This window comes from Pseudomonas sp. NPDC087185 (assembly GCF_044744955.1).
GTDB lineage: Bacteria > Pseudomonadota > Gammaproteobacteria > Pseudomonadales > Pseudomonadaceae > Aquipseudomonas.
Genome location: NZ_JBIUZK010000003.1, coordinates 1 through 20,846, shown reverse-complemented (window position 1 = coordinate 20,846; position 20,846 = coordinate 1). Strand labels below are relative to the sequence as shown.

The 20,846-nt window shown below is 65.7% G+C and carries 9 protein-coding genes; 3 read left to right on the top strand and 6 right to left on the bottom strand.

Features of this window, described 5'->3' with window-relative positions:
• Positions 1–131 precede the first annotated feature (131 nt).
• A complete protein-coding gene (locus ACIPIJ_RS10335; RefSeq protein ID WP_401075832.1) occupies positions 132–1,460 on the top strand; it encodes an MFS transporter in 1,329 nt (442 codons plus the stop codon).
• Between the two features lie 115 nt (positions 1,461–1,575).
• A complete protein-coding gene (locus ACIPIJ_RS10330) occupies positions 1,576–2,460 on the top strand; it encodes an alpha/beta hydrolase (RefSeq protein ID WP_401075829.1) in 885 nt (294 codons plus the stop codon).
• Between the two features lie 7 nt (positions 2,461–2,467).
• On the opposite strand, the gene ACIPIJ_RS10325 is transcribed toward ACIPIJ_RS10330, so the two are convergent.
• Together ACIPIJ_RS10325 and hisN are read right to left on the bottom strand one after the other, a co-directional pair.
• A complete protein-coding gene (locus ACIPIJ_RS10325; protein WP_401077537.1) occupies positions 2,468–3,199 on the bottom strand; it encodes a hypothetical protein in 732 nt (243 codons plus the stop codon).
• 161 nt (positions 3,200–3,360) lie between these two features.
• Complete coding sequence (hisN, locus tag ACIPIJ_RS10320; protein ID WP_401075826.1) at positions 3,361–4,152, bottom strand: histidinol-phosphatase; 792 nt, start codon at positions 4,150–4,152, stop codon at positions 3,361–3,363.
• Between the two features lie 220 nt (positions 4,153–4,372).
• On the opposite strand from hisN, the gene ACIPIJ_RS10315 reads away from it, so the two are divergent.
• Positions 4,373–5,005, top strand: coding sequence for a LuxR C-terminal-related transcriptional regulator (locus ACIPIJ_RS10315; RefSeq protein WP_401075823.1), 633 nt, complete (start codon positions 4,373–4,375; stop codon positions 5,003–5,005).
• 64 nt (positions 5,006–5,069) lie between these two features.
• On the opposite strand, the gene ACIPIJ_RS10310 is transcribed toward ACIPIJ_RS10315, so the two are convergent.
• The 4 genes from ACIPIJ_RS10310 to ACIPIJ_RS10295 form a co-directional block, all read right to left on the bottom strand.
• On the bottom strand, positions 5,070–7,073 hold the full coding sequence (locus ACIPIJ_RS10310) for a MacB family efflux pump subunit (RefSeq protein ID WP_401075820.1): 2,004 nt from the start codon (positions 7,071–7,073) through the stop codon (positions 5,070–5,072).
• A gap of 2 nt (positions 7,074–7,075) precedes the next feature.
• Positions 7,076–8,233 carry a macrolide transporter subunit MacA gene (gene macA / locus ACIPIJ_RS10305; RefSeq protein ID WP_401075817.1) on the bottom strand — a complete coding sequence of 386 codons (1,158 nt, stop codon included), beginning with the start codon at positions 8,231–8,233 and terminating at the stop codon, positions 7,076–7,078.
• 176 nt (positions 8,234–8,409) lie between these two features.
• Positions 8,410–19,734: an amino acid adenylation domain-containing protein gene (locus ACIPIJ_RS10300; RefSeq protein ID WP_401075814.1), complete on the bottom strand. Its 11,325-nt coding sequence runs from the start codon at positions 19,732–19,734 to the stop codon at positions 8,410–8,412.
• The coding region (locus tag ACIPIJ_RS10295; RefSeq protein ID WP_401075811.1) for an AMP-binding protein at positions 19,731–20,846 on the bottom strand (1,116 nt) is incomplete at its 5' end. The genes ACIPIJ_RS10300 and ACIPIJ_RS10295, both read right to left, overlap by 4 nt.

Here is a 20,846-nt window from a genome sequence, read left to right as displayed (position 1 = left end):
GCAGGCACAGCAGCGTTGGCAGCTGGCTGTGCAAAAGCACAAAGACACGCGCGTCGCACTCCCCGAGACTCGTCAGGGCGAGCGCCGGCACAGGCGACGCGGCGACAATCATAACAACAGAGATCACGATCATGGCACACAGCCCTGCCCCTGACCAAGGCGCACAGGTCACCCGCAACGCGCTCTACCGGCGCATCACCCTGCGGCTGATTCCGTTCATATTCATCTGCTACCTGTTCAACTACCTGGACCGTGTCAACGTCGGCTTCGCCAAGCTGCAGATGCTCGACGCGCTCAAGTTCAGCGAAACCGTCTACGGCCTCGGCGCCGGGATTTTCTTCATCGGCTATGTATTGTGCGGCCTGCCGAGCAACCTGGCGCTGAACCGCTTTGGCCCACGGCGCTGGATCGCGGCGATGATGATCGCCTGGGGCAGCCTTTCGACCTGCCTGCTGTTCGTCACCACCCCCACCGAGTTCTACGCCTTGCGCTTGCTGACCGGCGCGGCCGAGGCCGGGTTCTTCCCCGGCGTGGTGCTGTACCTTTCGCGCTGGTTCCCGGCTGACCGTCGCGGCCGCATCATGGCCCTGTTCATGTCAGCGATCCCGGTCTCGGGCCTGCTGGGCGGGCCGTTCTCCGGCTGGATCCTGCAGCACTTCGCCGCCGGGCAGCATGGCCTGGCCGGCTGGCAGTGGATGTTCCTGATCCAGGGCCTGCCGACGGTCGTACTGGGTATCCTGGCCATCGTCATGCTCAGCGATGGTTACCAGAAAGCCACCTGGCTGAGCCCGGCCGAACGCCAATTGATCGAAGCCGACCTCAAGGCCGACGCCGCCAGCAAACCGGCCACCCACGGTGATGGCGTGCTCGCGGTGCTGACCAACCCACTGATCTGGACCTTCGGCTTCGTCTACTTCTGCATCCAGAGCGGCGTGTATGCGATCAACTTCTGGCTGCCGTCGATCATCAAGAGCATGGGGTTCGACAACCCGCTGCTGATCGGCTGGCTCAGCGCCATCCCGTACCTGCTGGCGGGTGTGTTCATGATCCTCTGTGGCCGCTCGGCAGACCTGCGCAACGAGCGCCGCTGGCACCTGGTGGTACCGATGCTGATGGGTGCCCTGGGCCTGTTGATCGCGGTCAACTTCGCCGCCAACCCGACCATTGCCATCCTCGGCCTGTCGATCGCCACCATGGGCGCCCTCACTGGCCTGCCGATGTTCTGGCCGATGCCGACTGCACTGCTCAGCGCCAGTGCCGCCGTCGCGGGCCTGGCGATCATCAACTCGGTTGGGCAGATGGCCGGGTTCCTCAGCCCGTACCTGGTCGGTTTCATCAAGGACCAGACCGGCTCGACCGATGCTGCGTTGTACTCGCTGGCAGCGCTGATCGTGCTGGGCAGCCTGGTGGCACTGCGCGTCTCGCGCGCCGGTGCCTTGAACGCGGCTCGGGCAAACTGAGCCGTGCAGGGGGCCGCACTGCGGCCCCTTCGCTTAATCTCCCGTAACAATCCTCTCTCGCCCGCTCGGTAACTTTTCCGCCATCAAACCTTGGGCATCTGTTAAAAACGCCCCCATGCCTAGCCAATTCATCACCCACCTACGCCGCCGCTGGCTCACCTGGCTGTGTGCCACGCTGCTGATCATCGGCCTGCCCTCCGGTTGCGCCGTGCTGCAGCACAAGGAGCGCGAGCTGGTATTTCGCATCGAGCCCGGCCAGGCCAGCTGGTTCCGTGGCCTGCCCAGCGGCGTGCAGGAACTCGACCTGCGCCCGCGCAGCTTTGCCGACAACCAGAGCCTGCACGCCTGGTGGTGGCCGGCGCGGCGCACCGATGCACCGGCCATCCTCTACCTGCACGGCGTGCGCTGGAACCTCACCGGCCAGCTGTTTCGCATTGAGCAGCTGCATGCCATGGGCTATTCGGTGCTGGCCGTGGATTACCGCGGCTTCGGGCAAAGCCGTGGCGACTTGCCGTCCGAAGCGACGGTCTATGAAGACGCCCGTATCGCCTGGGAGCGCTTTGCCCAGCTGCAGCCGGACGCTGGCAAGCGCCTGATCTTCGGCCATTCGCTGGGCGGTGCAGTGGCGGTCGAGTTGGCCTCGGAACTGGCGCGTGAGGCCGAAAAAGCAGGCAGCGCAGCGCCGGCACGCGGGCTGATTCTCGAATCGACCTTTACGTCGCTGGGTGATGTCGCCGCCGCCGTCGCCGATACCACGCTTCCCGTGCGCTGGTTGCTGTCGCAGAAATTCGATTCGCTGGACAAGATCAAGGACGTCGGCCTGCCATTGTTGCTGGTGCATGGGCTGGATGACCGTTTCGTGCCACCACGCTTCAGCCAGCAGCTGTTCGAGGCGGCGCAGGAGCCCAAGACCTTGCTGCTGGTGCCGGGCGCGACCCACAACAACAGCATGAGCCTGGCGGGGCAACGCTACCGACGGGCGATACAAGCATTGCTTTGAACCGGGGCTATTGCACCGGCAGGAAGTTCATCAGCAACAGGCTCTGCGCATAGTTGAGCCCGATCCGTCGGTAGCGCTCATCCAGCAACTCTGCCAGCAAATCCAGCCGCGCCACGATCTTGCCGAACTCCACGGCGAAACTCAGGTTGCTGCCCTCCTCCGAGATCTCGTTGGAGAACAGCAGCAGCACGCCATTGGCGTCCTGGCGCTGGCTCAGCATCCAGGTGGCTTTCTCGATATTGCGCGCCGCGTTGTTGACGAACAGCGGGTCGATGGTATCGGTCATGTAGAACTCGGTGCGCCCGCCGTGGGCAGTGATCAGCATGCTGCCGATGGCGTAGATGAAGGCGCCCACCCGGTCGCCACGAAACGCCGGGCTCAGGGCATAGCTCAAGGCGGCAAGGTCGCGGCGGTTGCCCAGCTGCGCCAGGGGCTGGCGCTGTTCGATAGCGATGCGGATCTGCCGCTCGGCAGTGGCGGCATCCAGGTAGCCGGACATCTTCCACTGGTTGGGGTTGCGCAGGTACAGCTTGTTCATCAGCAGGTACAGGCTTTGCAGGTTGTCGCGCATGGCCAGCGTCGCCATGCGGTCGACACTGGTCTGGAACAGCTCGCTGGGCTTGCCGTTGCCGAACTGGCTGACAATGTCCTGGCCTTGTTGCTGGGTGCAGGCACCGAGGCACATCAGTGCACCTGCAAGCAGCAGGCGCGGGAGAATTTGAGGTGTGTTTGCAACCATCGGCACCGGGTCGAAGTCGGCGGCTGCGCTGGGGATCGGCACGGCCTGGCCATGCATAGAGCCCGGAAAGCGGAAAAAGTGCGACGGTGGGGTTACCGGTTGTCAGTACCGGCCTCTTCGCGGGCTTGCCCGCGAAGAGGCCGGCAGCAACACCACAACCATCACAGGGCGTGGCGCAGCATCTCCATCACCTGCGCATGCAGCGCTGGGTCACCACAGGCCACCACACACCCACCATGCTGCGCCGAGCTGCCATCCCAGGCAGTGATCACCCCGCCCGCCCCTTCGATGATCGGCATCAGCGCCTGCACATCGTACGGCTGCAGGCTGGCCTCGACGATCACGTCGACAAAGCCTGAAGCCAGCATGCAGTAGGCGTAGCAGTCGCCACCGTAGCGCATCAGCCGCGCCTGGCCGGCCACCGCTTCGAAGGCGGCCTTACGGTCGGCCGTATCAAACATGTCTGGCGTGGTGCACATCAAGGTGGCCGACGCCAGGTCAGCGCAGGGCCGGGTCCTCAGCGGCGTGCCGTTGCGCCAGGCGCCTTCTGGCGTGCCGATGAAGCGTTCACCGGTGAACGGCTGGTTCATCACACCCAGCACCGGGCGCGTGCCATCGTTCAGGGCAATCAGCGTGCCCCAAAGCGGCAGGCCGGTGATGAACGCGCGGGTGCCGTCGATGGGGTCGAGCACCCAGGTCAGTGGGCTGCTGCCGACGGCTACGCCCTGCTCTTCACCGAGAATGCCGTGCGCCGGGTAACGGGCCTGGATCAGTTCGCGCATGGCGTCTTCGGCGGCCTTGTCGGCCACGGTCACCGGGTCGTACAGGCGCCCGCCCTTGTCTTCGACGTCCAGGCTGGCACGAAAGTACGGTTGGATCGCGGCTGCGGCAGCATCGGCCAACTGTTCGGCGAAAACGCGATATTCGCCGATCTGTTCAGCACTCAGGGACATGGGACGGGCCTCGTGAAAATGATGGGGCTCGCATGATACCCGACAACCCGCGCAGCAGTAGACGGCTGCGAATAGTCGCCATTATTCTGCCACTATTCCAACTTCATTTAACCGTCACTCAATCGTTGTACTAGGATACCAACCACCGCCCACCGCAGGTCCAGGATGCAGGCCGGCAACACGGTGGGGGGTTGCACCTCGAAACCTCAGGGATGACACGATGAATTCGCACTTGCTCTACCCGCAGATCGGCAAGGTCATTGCCAGCACCGGCAGCCGCCAGTTCCCCCGCATGTTGCACGACTTGATCCAGGCGCACCTGAGCATCGATGCCACGCAGATACGGCAATTGCCAACGGCCAACACGGATTCGGCGTTGATCGATGAAACGGTGTTTTCTTCGAATCAGTGCCTGGAAAGCGGCTTCAACGACCCTTCGCGCCTGCACCTGATTCGCCGCAAGGGTGACTCGCGCTATGAGATCCAGGTCCTGCGCGGGGGCTCAACCTATGGCTTTTCGGCGTATGAGCGCAGCCGGCTGGATGACATCTCGCCACTGCTGCTGCCGATGCTGGAAAAGCACATAGATGCCCTTCAGCCCAGCCCTGAGCGCAGTGCGCCCGAGCGCCTGCCACAGCGCTTTGTGGAACGTTTGGCGCAGTCAGGGCTGAAACTATCAGAGCGTGAATGCCAGGTCTGCCTGGGCCTGCTGGCCGGGCATACCGCGCCGGAGCAGGCCGAACGGCTGGAACTCAAGGTGAACACGGTGGAAAGCTACCTGCGCCGGGCGGCGATCAAGCTGGGGATCAGCGGGCGGCATTCGTTGATGCGTTGGATGTACGGTGACAGCTGATCTTTTGTAGCCTGCACCGGCCGTTTCGCGAGGCAAGCCCGCGAAACGGCCGGTGCAGCCAACATCAGTCCCGCGCCAACGCCTCGATCGGGTCCAGCCGCGCCGCATTTCTTGCAGGCACAAACCCGAACACCACGCCAATCAATGTCGAACAGGCAAACGCCATCACGATCGACCCCGGCGAAAACACCATTTCCCACTGTTTGACGAACAACTCGAACAGCGAGCCAATGCCATACGACAGGGCAATCCCTACCACCCCGCCAAACAGGCAGACCATCACCGCCTCCACCAGAAACTGCTGGCGAATGTCCGACTGCCGCGCCCCCACCGCCATGCGGATACCAATTTCGCGGGTACGTTCGGTCACCGACACGAGCATGATATTCATGACCCCGATACCGCCCACTACCAAAGAAATGACCGCGATCAGCGACAACAGCAGGGTCAGCGAGCGGCTGGTCTTCTGCACCGTCTGCATGATGCTGTCGAGGTTATTGGTGAAGAAGTCCTTGGTGCCATGGCGCTGCAGCATCAGCTTGGTCACCTCCTCCTCCACCCGTTTGCTCGGCACGCCGTCCTTGATGCGCACGCTGATGCTGTCCAGGTGGCGCTGGCCGAGCACGCGGCCTGCGGCAGTTTCGTAGGGCACCCAGATATTCAGCTGGTTGCTGGCGACGAACAGGTTCTTGTTCTCGGCCGTCACGCCAATCACCGTGCACGGCAGGTTGCCGACCAGGATCACCTGGCCCAGCGGGTCGATGTTCTGCCCGAACAGGCGCTTGCGTGTGTTGTGGTCGATCACCACCACCTGTGCCTGGCGCCGGGCATCGTCGGCGCTGAATACGATGCCGGCGGCCAAGGGGATATTGCGCACCTGGAAGTAGTGTTCGCTGACACCGTTGAGCTGTACATCGACATCCAGGTTGCGGTAGCGCACCAGGGTGCTCTGGCCGATTACCGGGGTGGCGCTGTCGACGTAGTACAGTTCGTTCAGCGCTGCCACGTCGGCCGGTAGCAAGGTTTCGATGGTCTTGGCCCGGCTGTCGCCGAAGTTGCTGCCTGAGTAGATATCGATGGTATTGCTGCCGATCGCCTGGATGTCTTTCAGCACATAGCCCTTGGCGCCTTCACCGATGGCCGAGATGGACACCACCGAGGTGATGCCGATGACGATCCCGAGCATGGTCAGCAAGGTGCGCATGCGGTGCGAGATCAGGGCGATCCAGGCCATCTTGAATGCTTCGCGGAACATCCCCAGGCTGGCGACCAGGCGCCGCGCTGCCGGTGACTGAGGGGCCGGCTCTGCGGCTGGCGTGGGTAGCGCTTCGGCGGCGTGGCGGCGGTCGCTGATGATCTGCCCGTCGCTCACCTCGATGATACGCTGGGCATGGGCGGCCACTTTCGGGTCGTGGGTCACCAGGATCACCGTGTGCCCCGCGGCGTGCAGCTCCAGCAGGATGTTCATCACCTCCTTGCCGCTGGCGGTGTCCAGTGCGCCGGTGGGTTCGTCGGCGAGGATTACCTGGCCACCGTTCATCAAAGCCCTGCAGATACTCACCCGCTGTTGTTGACCGCCGGACAACTGGCTGGGGCGGTGTTCGAGGTGCCCAGCCAGGCCCAGGCGCGTCAACAGTTCGCGCGCCCGACCGTGCCGTTGGCCCTGCGGTGTGCCGGCATACACCGCGGGTATCTCGACGTTGTGCAGGGCGTCCAGGTGCGGCAGCAGGTGGTAGCGCTGGAAGATAAAGCCGAAATGGTCGCGGCGCAGCGCGGCCAGGGCGTCGTCGTCCAGCTCGCGGGTTTCCTGCCCGCCTACCTGGTAGCTGCCGCTGCTGGCGTTGTCCAGGCAACCGAGGATGTTCATCAGGGTCGATTTGCCCGAGCCGGACGCACCGATGATCGCCACCAGCTCGCCACTGCGAATGTCCAGGTCGATACCTTTAAGTGCAAGGAATTCGCGGTCGCCGGCCCTGAAACTGCGGCTGACGCCTTGCAGGCGCAACAAGGGCTCGCCAGTCCCGCTGGCGACCGCCCTGTGCGGGGTAAGCTCGACATTCATGTTCATGCTCAGGCCCCTGCTTCGCCAGACACCGGCTCACCAATCACCACCCGGTCGCCTTCGGCCAGCCCGCCCTTGATCTGCACCTTGACGTTGTTGTTGATGCCGGTCTGCACGTTGCGCACCTGGGCGAAGCCTTTGGCATCGAGCACCCGCACCGGGAAGCTGCCATCACCATTGCGCAGGCCCAGTGCCGCCACGGGCACGGTCAGCACGCCGGCAGCGGTATCGAGCACGATATGCACCTGCGCGGTCATCGATATGCGCAGGCGGTGCTCGGGGTTGGGCACTTCGAACAGCGCGTTGTAGAACACCGCGCCATTGGGCTTGGCGCTGCTGCCGTCGCTCTTGTCGCTGCTTTGCGCGTAGTTTTGCGGGGCAGGTTCCGTGCCGCGCAGCTTGGCGTAGTAGCGTTTGTCCTCGCCGAGGATGGTGAAGTACACCTGCTGGCCCGGGGTGATGTGGATCACGTCGGCTTCCGAGACCTGGGCCTTGACGGTCATGGTGTCGAGGTCGGCCAGCTTGAGCAGTACCGGCGCCAGCTGGTTGGCGATCACGGTCTGCCCTTGCTGGGTGACGATGCCCACCACATGGCCGGTGATGGGGGCGTTGATGCGGGTGTAGCCAAGGTTGACCCTGGCCGTGTCGATCTCCACCCGGGCGCTCTGGATTTGCGCATCGAGCGAGCGTACGGCCGCCTGCTGCACTTCGTACTCGGACTCTGCGTTCTCGAAATCCTGGCGTGACACTGATTCGTCGGCCTGCAGTTCACGGTAACGCTCGTACACACGCCTGGCCTGCTTGAGCTGGGCCAAGGTCGAGCGGCGTTCTGCCTGAAGCTTGTCTTCATCGACCTCGGCCTGGCGCAGGGTGTTGCGCAGCACCAGCGGGTCGATTTCGGCCAACCACTGGCCCTGTTCGACCTTGTCGCCGAGCTTGACCTTGAGCGACTTCAGCTGCCCGGATACCTGGGCACCGACATCCACCTGCTTGATGCCTTCAAGAATGCCGGTGGCCAGCACCGCGTTCTCGATGTCGCCTCGTTCGACCGTGGCAGTAATGTATTGCGGCGCCTTGGCCGGCGCCTGGATGGCATACAACGCAATGCCGGCGACCAGGGCCACGGCGACGCCGAGGCTGTATTTGCGGAATCTGGACTTGTCCATGAATACTCACTTTTCATTCAACACTTAAAAGTGTGGGTCTGCTTTGCTGCCCAATCGCCGACAAGCCGGCTCCCACAGGGTCAGTACTGCACCAACGAGCACTGATGTGCCTGTGGGAGCCGGCTTGCCGGCGATGAGGCCAGATGCGGCAGTACAAGAAGTCGCCTTCCACCTAGCTACTGAGCCACCCGGTCCAACTGCAGTGCCTGCCCGTCATGCCACCACGCCGCCAGGCTGAACACATCCGGCACCTTGAGGATGCTGAAGTGGTTGCCCGGCCCCTGCCATAGGGCCAGTTGCGGCATCAATTGCTGCCAGCCGGCCTGCATCGCTGCCTGTTCCCGTGCGTTGCCCGCCATGTCCAGGCTCGGGTCATCGACCAGCACCAGCCCCACCGGCCCGCTGTAACTCAGCGTCGGCTGGTAACGGGTGCGCAAGGCGGTAGCGAAGGTCCGCACCGTGCCTTCCAGGGCTGTGGGCAGGGAACGCGCCGGCATCAGCCCGACCCGCACCATGGCACCATGCAGCTGTCGCAATTGCTCGTCATCACTGGCCTGGGCAAAGGCCAGTGGCTCGATGCCCAGTGCCTTGCCGGTCGACAACTGCAGCGCGTCGATCAACCGTTGCAGCGCTTCACCAAAGGTGTAGGGCTGGCCACAGGTACCGCCGTCGCCCGGTGCTTCGCTGTCGATGAGGGTCAACGAACGCACCTGGCGCCCTTTGGCCTCAAACCGCGCCGCCATGGCATGCGCGACCCAACCGCCAAACGAGTGCCCCACCAGGTTCAGTGGCCCTTGCGGGTACAGCGCCTCGATGGCCTGCATATGGCAATCGACTGCGGCTTGCACTGACGCATGCGGCACGGAGCAACCGTCCAGGCCACGTGCCTGCAGGCCGTACAGCGGCCAGTCCGGCCCAAGCGCTTCGGCCAGGCCGATGAAGCTGGTGACGCTGTCACCGGCCCCCGGCACGCAGAACAGCGGCGCATGGCCTTGCTGGCCCGTCTGGATCGCCACCAGCGGCTGGTAAGCGTGAGCCTGTTCGGCTGGGCGCGCCGCAACGCTGCCGAGTGCCTGGGCAATGGCTTCGCCAACCGATGCCACATGGGGTGCCTGCATCATGCTGCGGTGATTGCCGGGCACGGCGATCTCGACCAGCGCCTGGGCGGGCAGCGCTTCTCGCCAACCCAGGTTCGACAAGCCCTCGCTGCCCTGCTCGGCGCGGAACAGGTGCACCGGCACACTCAGCGGCGCCAGGCGGTAGTGGGCCAGGGCATGACCGTGCGCCAGCTCGCGGTTGAAGTAATGGCGCAACTGCTCATCGCTCATGCTCGACCACAGCCCATACAGCAGATGGTGTTCACTGCAGCTGGCCAGCAGCGTATCGAAGTCGGCTTGCTCGGCTTCCAGGCGCTGCAGATGCGCCAACCGCGCCTCGCCGGCCTCCCCCTGGGTACGCCAGAAGGTGCTGCAGTTGAGCAGCAACTGGCGCTCCAATGCACGCGGCCCTTGCCAGCGCGCCTTGCCCTGGTCGGCCAGGCGCGGCGTATAGGTGTCGATCAGCCCAAGGAACTCGACCTGCTCATCGGCGCCCAACAGTTGATTCGCCATTTCGAAGGCCAGCACACCGCCGAACGACCAGCCCGCCAAGCGATAAGGCCCGTGCGGCTGGACTTTGCGCAGCTGTTCGATCTGGTAGCGGGCCAGGCACTCCAGCGTGCGTGGCTGGGGCTCGCCACACGGCACGCCCGGCAAGCCGTAAAGCGGGAAATCCCCTGGAAGGTGCTGGCCCAGCACCGGGAAATAAAAGTCCAGGCCGGTGAACTCGTGCACCAGGAACAACGCAGGTTGGCTGCCAGCACGCCTGACGGTGACGACAGGCTGCGCCTGACCGGCGTGGCTGGCGTCCAATTGGCGGGCCAACAGGGCCACGCTTGGCTGTTGGAACACGTCGTTGAGGGTGGCCTGCAGGCCGGCCTTCACGAGTTTGTCGATCAAGCGGATGGCCGCCAGCGAATGGCCGCCCAGTTCGAAGAAGTTGTCATGGCGCCCTACCCGCTCCACGCCCAGCAGTTCGGCCCAGATCGCCGCCAGCAGGGTTTCGGTTTCGCCTTCCGGGGCTTCGTACGGCCGGTCCTGGATGGCGTCGGGCTCAGGCAAGGCCTTGCGGTCCAGCTTGCCGTTGGGGCTCAAAGGCAGTGCGCCGAGGTGCATGAACAGCGCGGGCACCATGAACTCCGGCAGGTGTGTCAGCAGCGCCGAACGCAGGGTTTCGGTGGCCTGCGCTTCGCCGGTGTAGTACGCCACCAGGCGTTGCTCGCGGGCCACCACCACGGCTTCCTTGATACCCGCGATGGCGGTCAGGCCGGCCTGGATCTCGCCCAGCTCTATGCGCAGGCCACGGATTTTCACCTGGTCGTCGTTGCGGCCCAGGTATTCGATGTTGCCGTCGGGCAGATGCCGTGCCAGGTCGCCGGTGCGATACAGACGTGCACCGGGGCGTGTGCTGAACGGGTCATCGATGAAGCGTTCGGTGGTCAGCTCGGCGCGGTTGAGGTAGCCACGGGCGACTTGCACGCCACCGATGAACAGCTCACCGGCCACACCTTGCGGCACGGGCTGACCTTGGCCATCGAGGACGTACAGCGTGGTGTTGGCGATCGGTTTGCCGATAGGCGTGTTGTCCGGTGCCGTGGTGCAGTGCCAGGCACTGACATCCACGGCGGCTTCGGTGGGGCCGTAGAGGTTGTGCAACTCCACCGTTGGCAACTGCGCGTGGAAACGCCGCACCAGGCTGCCCGGCAACGCCTCGCCACTGCACAGCACACGCTTGAGAGCGTCCGCCGAGGCTTCGCCATGGGCGAGGAACACGTCCAGCATCGACGGCACGAAGTGCAAGGTGGTGACGCCTTCGCGGCGAATAACCTCGCGCAGGTACTGCGGATCGCGGTGCCCGCCTGGGCGGGCCATGACCAGGCGCGCGCCGGTTTGCAGCGGCCAGAGGAACTCCCACACCGAAACGTCGAAGCTGAACGGGGTCTTCTGCAGCACCACGTCTTCAGCGCCCAGGGCGTACGCGCCCTGCATCCACAGCAGGCGGTTGACCACGCCGGCGTGCTCGTTCATCACGCCTTTGGGCAGGCCGGTCGAACCCGAGGTGTAGATCACGTAGGCCAGATGGCGCGGGGTCAGTGCTGCAACCACAGGGTTGCTGGCAGCTTGCTCGCCCCAGGTCGGCTGATCCAGGTCGATGACCTGGCCGCTTTCCGGCACATGGCGCGTCGCGGCATGCACCAGCACCGCCACTGGCGCGCTGTCGCTCAGCATGTGCCGCACCCGTTCGGCTGGGTAATCCGGATCGACCGGCACGTAGGCGCCGCCGGCTTTGAGGATGGCCAGCAGCCCAACCACCATCGACAGCCCACGTTCGACGCAAATCGCGACGCGATCGTCAGGTTTTACTCCAAGACCGATCAAGTGATGCGCCAAACGGTTGGCCTGTTCGTTGAGCTGGCGATAGCTCAACGTACCTTCTTCAGCCCGCACCGCCACGGCATCCGGGGTGCGGTCGACCTGCGCCTCGATCAGCCCATGCAGCGTCTGCTCAAGGTCGTAGTCCACCGCCGTGTCGTTGAACGCCAGCAGCAACCGCTTGCGCTCGTCCGCATCGGGCAACCCGGTGTGGGCTGGAATGGCCTGCGCGCCTTCGACAAAGGTCCACAGCAACTGCTCCAGATACCCCGCATAACGCTCGATGGTTGCCCGGTCGAACAGCGCCGTGGCATAGACGATGCCGCCGGCAAAGCCCTCCACCCCCTCGCCCAGGCTCAGGCTCAGGTCGAACTTGGCGATTCGCGCCTGGCCGCCCAGCGCGGTTACCGCCAGTTCACCCAGCTGCAGCTCCTGCCGCTGCGGGCTGCCCTCCCAGTCCAACGACACCTGGTACACCGGCGTATGGGCCAGGCTGCGCTGTGGCCGCACGGCCTCGACCACCTGCTCGAAAGGCAGGTCCTGATGCGCCTGGGCCGCCAGCACGGTCGCCTTGACCTGTGCCAGCAGGCTGGCGACATCCGGCGCGCCTGAGGTTTCCACACGCACGGCGATGGAATTGACGAACATGCCGATCAACCCATCCACTTCGGCCTGACGACGGTTGGCCAGTGGCGAACCGATCACCACCTCGTCCTGGCCGGCAAGCCGCGTCAGCAATACCGCCCAGGCGGCCATGAACAGCATGTACGGCGTCACCCCATGGCCCCGGCACAGCGCCTTGAGCTCGACGCTCAAGCGCGGATCCAGGCAGACCGCGACGCTGTCGCCGGCATGATCCTGGCGTTCAGGCCGTGGCCGATCCCACGGCAGGCTGATCAGCGTTGGTACCCCGTCCAGCTGCGCCGCCCAGTATTGCGCTTGGCGCTGCAAGGTATCGCCGCCCAGCGTGCGCCGTTGCCACAGGGCATAGTCGAGGTACTGCACGGGCAACGCCGGTAGCGGGTCATCACGCTCCTGGCTGAACGCTTGGTAAAGCTCGCCCAGTTCCCGCACCAGCACGCCCAGCGACCAACCATCGGCCACCAGGTGGTGCAGGGTCAGCAGCAGCACATGGTGGTCCGCCGCCAAGTGCAGCAGGCGGCCACGGATCGGCAAGTCCTGATGCAGCATGAACGGCCGGCTGGCTTCCTGCTCGACCAGCGCAGCCAGTGCCTGTTCATTCAGGCCAGGCACCTCTGCCTTGGCAAGGCTGAACGCCTCTGTTGCCAGCACCACGTGCGGTTCGCCATCCTGCCCGACGAAGTGGCTGCGCAGGCTCTCATGGCGTTCCACCAGGCGCCGCAGCGCACGTTCCAGTGCCACAGCATCCAGCGCCCCCTGCAAGCGCAGGCCGATGGGGATGTGATATGCCGCACTGCCCGGCGCCATCTGCGCCAGGAACCAGAGCCGCTGCTGGGCGAACGACAATGGCAATGGCCCCACGCGCAAGCTCGGCTGCAGGGCAGGCAGCACCTGCGCGGGGTGGCTGGCCAAACGGGCGGCGACCGCAGCCAGGCGGTCGTCCGCGAACAAATCAGCCAAGGCCAGCTCCAGGCCCAGCCGCTGGCGAACCTGGGCCAGCATGCGCATGGCCAGCAGCGAGTGGCCGCCCAGCTCGAAGAAGCGGTCGTCGCGCCCGACTCGCTCGATGTTCAGCAGCTCGCCCCACAGCTGCGCCAGCACCTGCTCCTGCGGCCCTTGCGGTGCCTCGTAGGCGGCTGCAGCGAAATCTTGCGGGCCCGGTTGCGGCAGCGCCTTGCGTTCGACCTTGCCGTTGTTGCTCAGCGGCATCCGCTGCAGTGCCACAAAGGCGGCCGGGACCATGTACTCAGGCAGGCGCCCACGCAGGTAGCTGCGCAGGTCACTGGCTTGCAGCGCCGCATCCAGGCGGGTGAACCAAGCCACCAGGCGCAACGGCCCCTGCTCGGCAGGCACCGCCATGACGATGACGTCACCGATACCGGGGCACTGCGCCAGTTGTTGCTGGATCTCCCCCAGCTCGATGCGAAAACCGCGAATCTTCACCTGATCGTCGTTGCGCCCAAGGCATTCGAGCTGGCCATCGGCCTGCCAGCGCACCAGGTCGCCCGTGCGGTACAGCCTGGCACCGGCCTGTTGGCTGAACGGGTCTTCGACAAAGCGTTCGGCGGTCAGCGCCGGGCGGTTGAGGTAGCCCAGGGCCACGCCATCGCCGCCGATGTACAACTCACCGACCACACCCCGGGGGGCCAGTTGCTGGTGCGAATCGAGGACATAGACCTGGGTGTTGCCGATGGGTTGGCCAATCGGCACGTGGGTAGCGTTCGCCGCCAGCTCGCGTACTTCGCAGGTCACCGCAAAGGTGGTGGTTTCGGTGGGCCCATAGCCATTGACCAGGCGCAGCGTCGGCGCGCGTTCGAGCAAGGCACGAAACGCCGCAGGCTCGGCACGCTCACCACCGCTGATGAGGATGCGCAGCCCCGCCAGCGCTTCAGGCAGCAATTGCACGTATTGGTTGAACAGCGCGGTGGTCAGGAACAGTACGCTGATGCCTTCCTCTGCCAGCGCGCTGGCGAAGCGCCGAGAGTCGACCAGCGTTGCGTGGTCCACCACCCGCACCTGCCCGCCGTTGAGCAGCGCGCCCCAGACTTCCAGGGTGCTGGCATCGAACGCCGGGTTGGAGGCAAAGGCGACACGGTCCTGCGTGGTGAAGTCGGCATAACCGTTCGCCATCACCAGCCGCACGATGCCACGGTGCGGCACGCATACGCCCTTGGGCATCCCGGTGGTGCCCGAGGTGTACATCACGTAGGCGCTGGTACCGGCATCCTGGGGCAGGCCCGGATTATGCGCGGGCTGGCTGTCGAGTGCGAGCTGATCAAGGTCGATGCGCCGCACTGGGAAATCTGCAGGCGTATCGGCCACCGTCAGCAGCGCCGCGGCCTGGCAATCTTGAAGCATGAATGCCTGGCGCTCGACCGGCGCATGGATATCCAGCGGCACATACACTGCCGCGCACTTGAGCACCGCCAGTTGCGCCACCAGCAACGGCAGCGAGCGTGGCAGCAGGATCGCCACGCAGGCCCCCGGTGCAACGCCCTCGGCGATCAGATAATGGGCCAGGCGGTTGGCCCGTGCGTTGAGTTCGCCGTAGCTCAGGCTCAGCTCGCCGTGCACTGCCGCCAGTGCCAATGGATGGCGTGCGACACGTTGTTCGAACAGGCGCTGTACGCTCTGCTCGCGCGGGTAATGGCGGTGGGTCGCGTTGAGCGTGTGCAGCAGGGTGTGGCGCTCTTCATCGCCGATCAGGTCGATGTGTGCCAGGGTGGACTGGTCATTGCCGACCATCGCCCACAGCAAACGCTCGAAGTAGCCGAGGTAGCGGCGCACCGTGGTCTCATCGAACAGCGCGGTGGCGTATTCGAGGCTGCCGGCCAGCGCTTCGCCGTGCTCACCCAGGTTAAGCGTGAGGTCGAACTTGGCCACCTGCCCGACCTGGGCCACGGCCTCCAGCTGCAGGCCTTGCAACGCTAGCGCCGGGCCGTGGGTGGCCTGCCAGTTGAGCGTCGCCTGGAACAATGGGGTATGGGCCAGGCTGCGCACCGGGCGCACGATCTCGACCACCTGTTCGAACGGCAGGTCCTGATGTGCCTGGGCCTCGAGCACACGGGTGCGGACCTGTTCGAGCAACGCCTGCGCGGTCGGCGCAGCGCCCGTGTCGATACGGATGGCCAAGGTATTGACGAACAACCCCGCCAGCACTTCGAGCTCGGCGCGGCCACGGCCGGCCACCGGGCAGCCAATCACGACCTCAGGCTGCCCGGAAAGCCGCGCCAGCAGTGCCGCCCAGGCGCCGAGCAGGGCCATGTACAGCGTTACCCCATGGCGCTGGGCCAGGGTACGCAGGCCTGCGGCCAAGCGCGGGTCCAGTTGCAGGGGCAGGTTCGCGCCGGCAAAGTCCTGGCGCTCGGGGCGTGGCCGATCGCTGGGGAGTTTGAGCATGGTGGGTGCGCCGTCCAGCGCCTGGCGCCAATAGTCGGCCTGGCGTTGCAACTGTTCACCGGCCAGCCAGCGACGTTGCCACACCGCATAGTCACCGTACTGGATCGGCAGTGGCGGCAGCGGGTCTGGCAGGCCTTGGCAGAAGGTTGGGTATAACGCCCGCAGCTCCTGGGTCAGCACCCCGAGCGACCAGCCATCCGCGACGATATGGTGCACCGTCAGTGCCAGCACATGGTGTTCGGCGCCCAGGCGCAGCAGGCGTGCGCGCAGCAGCGGGCCATGGGCCAGGTCAAAAGGCGCGCTGGCTGCTTCGCGCAACTTCGCGGCCAGCGCATCGTGGCTCGACGCTTCGCGCTGGAACCAGTCGCCCCCGACAGTGGCGGCGATGATCACCTCAGCGCTGTCATCACAAGGCACGAAGCGGCTGCGCAGGGTGTCATGGCGCTCGACGATACGCCGAAGGGCACATTCCAACGCATCGGCATCCAGGGGCCCGCGCAGCCCCAGGGCCAACGGAACGTTGTAGGCCTGATTGCCGCCTTCCATCTGGGCCAGGAACCACAGCCGCTGCTGGGCGAACGACATCGGCAGCGGTTGCTCGCGTGGCACCGGCAATATCGCCGGCAGCTCACTGCGCCCGGCGTTGGCCAGCACTGCAGCCACTGCCGCCAGTTCGGCATTGGCGAACAGTTCGGCCAAGGTCAGCTCTACGCCCAGGCGCAGGCGCACCTGCGACACCATGCGCATGGCCAGCAACGAATGCCCGCCAAGGGTGAAGAAATGATCATGCCGGCCCACCCGCTCGACCTGCAGCAATTCTGCCCAGAGCTGCGCCAGGGCGTTTTCGAGTTCGCCTTCGGGGGCCTCGAAGCCTTGCTCGAACAGCGCCGAGCGCTCGGGTTTGGGCAGCGCGCGGCGGTCGAGTTTGCCGTTGGCGGTCAGCGGCAAGGCCGCCAGCTCGACGAAGGCCACCGGCACCATGTATTCCGGCAAGTGCGCCTGCAGTTGGGCGCGCAGGCTTTCAGGGGTTGCCGCCTCGACATCGGCCTGTGGCGTGAAATACGCCACCAGGCGCGGTTGGCCGGGCTGGTCCTCGCGGGCCAGCACCACGGCTTCGTTGATACCCGGCAAGGTGGCCAGGCGGCTCTCGATTTCACCCAGTTCGATGCGCACGCCGCGGATCTTCACCTGGTCGTCGTTGCGGCCCAGGTAATCCAAGGTGCCGTCGGCCAGCCAGCGCACCAGGTCGCCGGTGCGGTACATGCGCGCGCCTGGCGTGGCAGTAAAGGGGTCGTCGAGGAAACGTTCGGCGGTGAGCGCTGGCCGGTTCAGGTAACCGCGGGCAACCCCGGCTCCGCCAATGTACAGCTCGCCTGGCACGCCCAGGGCCACGGGCTGGCGACGTTCGTCGAGGACATACAGGCGAGCATTGTCCACCGGCCGGCCGATGTGCAGCACCTCGCCCGCCTCGACCACCCCGGAGCTGGCCACCACGGTGGTTTCGGTCGGGCCGTAATTGTTGACCACGGCAAAGCGCTGGATGCGGTTGAACTGGCGCAGGCGGTCGCCGCCGATCAGCAAGGTGCGCAGGGTCGGGTGTTCGAGCTGGTGGCTGAAGGCATATTCGGCCACCGGTGTGGGCAGGAAGCTTACATCCAGTGGCTGGTCGCGCCACCAGGCGAGCATGGCGTCGAGGTCTTCATGGCCTTCGGCGCACGGGGCCAGGTGCAACGTCGCTCCGGCGCACAAGGCAGGCCAGACCTCCCAGGCCATCGCATCGAAACCGAAGCCGGCCAGGCATGAGGTGTGGCGGCCATGGCACAGGTCGAAGGCGCGGCAGTGCCAGTCGACCAGGTTGTTGACGGTCTGGTGCTCGACCATCACGCCCTTGGGTTGGCCGGTCGAGCCGGAGGTGTAGATCACGTAGGCCAGGTGCCGGGCATTGAGGGCTGGCAACGCGGGGTTGTCAGCGCGTACCGGCCAGCCCGGCCGGTCGAGCAGCAACACGGGAACCGGCAGGGTTCCCAGGCGCCCACGCAGGGCCTGCTGGGTCAGTACCACCACGGGTGCGCTGTCGGTGAGCAGGTAGTGCACGCGCTCGTCCGGGTGGGCCGGGTCAACCGGCACATAACCGGCACCGGCCTTGAGCACAGCGAGCAACCCCACCAGCGTCTCCAGGCCACGCCGGGCCACCACCGCAACACGGTCATCGGCACCGACGCCAAGGCCGATCAAGTGGTGGGCCAGCGCATTGGCCTGGTGGTTGAGGTCGGCGTAGGTCAAGAATGCGCCCGCCTGGGTGGCGGCTGTGTCCTGTGGGTGTGCCGCAGCCTGGCGCTCGATGCGTTGCTGCAGCGTCAGGCTGGTCTGGCAGTGGGCTGGGGAGCCATTGAACCCTTCCAGCAGTTCCTCGCGCTCGCTGCCTGGCAGCATGTCGAGCGCCAGCACCTGCGCAGCCGGGGCCTGCAGCAGGCTTTCCAGGGTTTGCTGCAAGTAGGCGCAGACGCGCTGCGCCGGAACGCCCGCGCCGGCCAACAGGGTCAGGCGGAACGCCTCGCCCAAATCATCGACACTGAGGGTCAGCGGGTAGTTGGTGGCCTCGGCTGACGCGACGATATCGATTCCGGCCAGCGCCGCACGGCGTGGTTCGCTGGCCGCGACCGCACTGTGGCGGTAGTTGAGCAGCGCATTGAACAGCGGTGCCGGCGCCGCCACGCCGCTGCAGCGCTGGGCCAGTGCCAGTGGCGCATGCTCATGACGCATCAGTGCGCTCAGGCGCTGGTGGGTGGCGCGAATCGCTGTCGGCAGGTCGACGCCGTCCAGGTCAACCCGCAGCGGCAAGGTGTTGATGAAGATGCCCAGTGCCCGGTCGGTAGCTTCGGCGCCCTGCAGCCGGCCCATGAGTACCGTGCCGAACACCACCTGTGTGCGCCCGGTCAGCCCGCCCAATACGCGGCCCCAGGCCAGGTGGAACAGGCTGGCGACACTCACGCCCTGCCCCCGCGCATAGGCCCGCAGGCGCTGGCACAGGCCCAGCGACAGGTCGAGCGCGTGCTCGTTGTGCTCGACGCCGTCGCCCTGCACATCCTGGATGCCATAGGCCAGGGTCGATTCGTCGATGTCGCCAAGCATCTCGCGGAAGAACGCTTCGTGCTGCGCCTCGCTGATACCCAGTACCGCCTGCGCGACATAATTGCGGAACGGTACCGGAGCGCCCAGGTGCTGGTGCTCCCCTGTCAGGAAGGCGATCAGCTCGTGGCGCACCACGTCCAGGGCACTGTGGTCCATCGCAATATGGTGGAACTGCAACGTCGCGCTCAGCGTGCCGTCGGCCTGCGCCGGCTCACGCAGCAGACGGATCAGTGGGGCCTGGGTCAGGTCGAGCCGGGCACGCTGCGGATCCTGTTCGGGCAGTTCCAGCACCTGCAGCTCGGCCTCCCGCCAGACCACTTGCACCGGGGTTTCCAAACCTTGCCAATGCACCGAGGTGCGCAGGATATCGTGGCGCGCGATCACCCCGCGCAGGGCAGCGGCAAACGCCTGCAGCCGGTCTTCGCCGGCGAACGCGAAGCGCGCCTGCATCACGTACGGGTCATGGTCGATGGCACTGGCGTGGTGGAACAGCATGCCCTGCTGCAGCGGTGCCAGCGGGTAGATGTCCTGTACGTTGGCAGCGCCACCGGGGATGCAGGCGACGAGCCGGTCGAGGCTGGCCTGGTCGAGGTCGATCAGGTTCAGCTGCTGCGGGGTGATCCGCGTGCACCCGGGCTCGATCAGGTTAGCCGGCACTGGCACCGCGCCCTGTTTCACCGCCACGTATTCGCCGCGCTCGATCATTGCCACCAGCGCGGGCTTGTGCTCGCGCAGGCGCGCCACCAGGGCTGCGTCGGTCAGGGCCTGGCGGTTGCCCTGGATCACCAGCTGGCCGTCCTTGAGTGCCAGCTGTACGTTGTTGGCCGTCAGTGTTGCCAATAATTGGTTGATGCTCACAGGACGATCTCCATGCTGTCTGTGATGGCTGCATAGCCGGCCAGGGTCGGTTGCTCGAACAGTGCGCGCACGTCGGCTTCCAGGCCTTGCTCGCGCAGGCGGGAGGTCAGGGTCACCGCCAGCAGTGAATGGCCGCCCAGTTCGAAGAAGTTGTCATGGCGCCCTACCCGCTCCACGCCCAGCAGTTCGGCCCAGATCGCCGCCAACAGGGTTTCGGTTTCGCCTTCCGGGGCTTCGTACGGCCGGTCCTGGATGGCGTCGGGCTCAGGCAGGGCCTTGCGGTCCAGCTTGCCGTTGGGGCTCAAAGGCAGTGCGCCGAGGTGCATGAACAGCGCGGGCAGCATGAACTCCGGCAGGTGTGTCAGCAGCGCCGAACGCAGGGTTTCGGTGGCCTGCGCTTCGCCGGTGTAGTACGCCACCAGGCGTTGCTCGCGGGCCACCACCACGGCTTCCTTGATACCCGCGATGGCGGTCAGGCCGGCCTGGATCTCGCCCAGCTCTATGCGCAGGCCACGGATTTTCACCTGGTCGTCGTTGCGGCCCAGGTATTCGATGTTGCCGTCGGGCAGATGCCGTGCCAGGTCGCCGGTGCGATACAGACGTGCACCGGGGCGTGTGCTGAACGGGTCATCGATGAAGCGTTCGGTGGTCAGCTCGGCGCGGTTGAGGTAGCCACGGGCGACTTGCACGCCACCGATGAACAGCTCACCGGCCACACCTTGCGGCACGGGCTGACCTTGGCCATCGAGGACGTACAGCGTGGTGTTGGCGATCGGTTTGCCGATAGGCGTGTTGTCCGGTGCCGTGATGCAATGCCAGGCACTGACATCCACGGCCGCTTCGGTGGGGCCGTAGAGGTTGTGCAACTCCACCGTTGGCAACTGCGCGTGGAAACGCCGCACCAGGCTGCCCGGCAGGGCCTCACCGCTGCACAGCACACGCTTGAGAGCGTCCGCCGAGGCTTCGCCATGGGCGAGGAACACGTCCAGCATCGACGGCACGAAGTGCAAGGTGGTGACGCCTTCGCGGCGAATAACCTCGCGCAGGTACTGCGGATCGCGGTGCCCGCCTGGGCGGGCCATGACCAGGCGCGCGCCGGTTTGCAGCGGCCA

Coding starts and splice junctions, on each gene's coding strand:
- ACIPIJ_RS10335 (WP_401075832.1), top strand. CDS start 132: ATGGCACACAGCCCTGCCCCTGACCAAGGCGCACAGGTCACCCGCAAC.
- ACIPIJ_RS10315 (WP_401075823.1), top strand. CDS start 4,373: ATGAATTCGCACTTGCTCTACCCGCAGATCGGCAAGGTCATTGCCAGC.
- ACIPIJ_RS10310 (WP_401075820.1), bottom strand. CDS start 7,073: ATGAACATGAATGTCGAGCTTACCCCGCACAGGGCGGTCGCCAGCGGG.
- hisN (WP_401075826.1), bottom strand. CDS start 4,152: ATGTCCCTGAGTGCTGAACAGATCGGCGAATATCGCGTTTTCGCCGAA.
- macA (WP_401075817.1), bottom strand. CDS start 8,233: ATGGACAAGTCCAGATTCCGCAAATACAGCCTCGGCGTCGCCGTGGCC.
- ACIPIJ_RS10325 (WP_401077537.1), bottom strand. CDS start 3,199: ATGGTTGCAAACACACCTCAAATTCTCCCGCGCCTGCTGCTTGCAGGT.
- ACIPIJ_RS10330 (WP_401075829.1), top strand. CDS start 1,576: ATGCCTAGCCAATTCATCACCCACCTACGCCGCCGCTGGCTCACCTGG.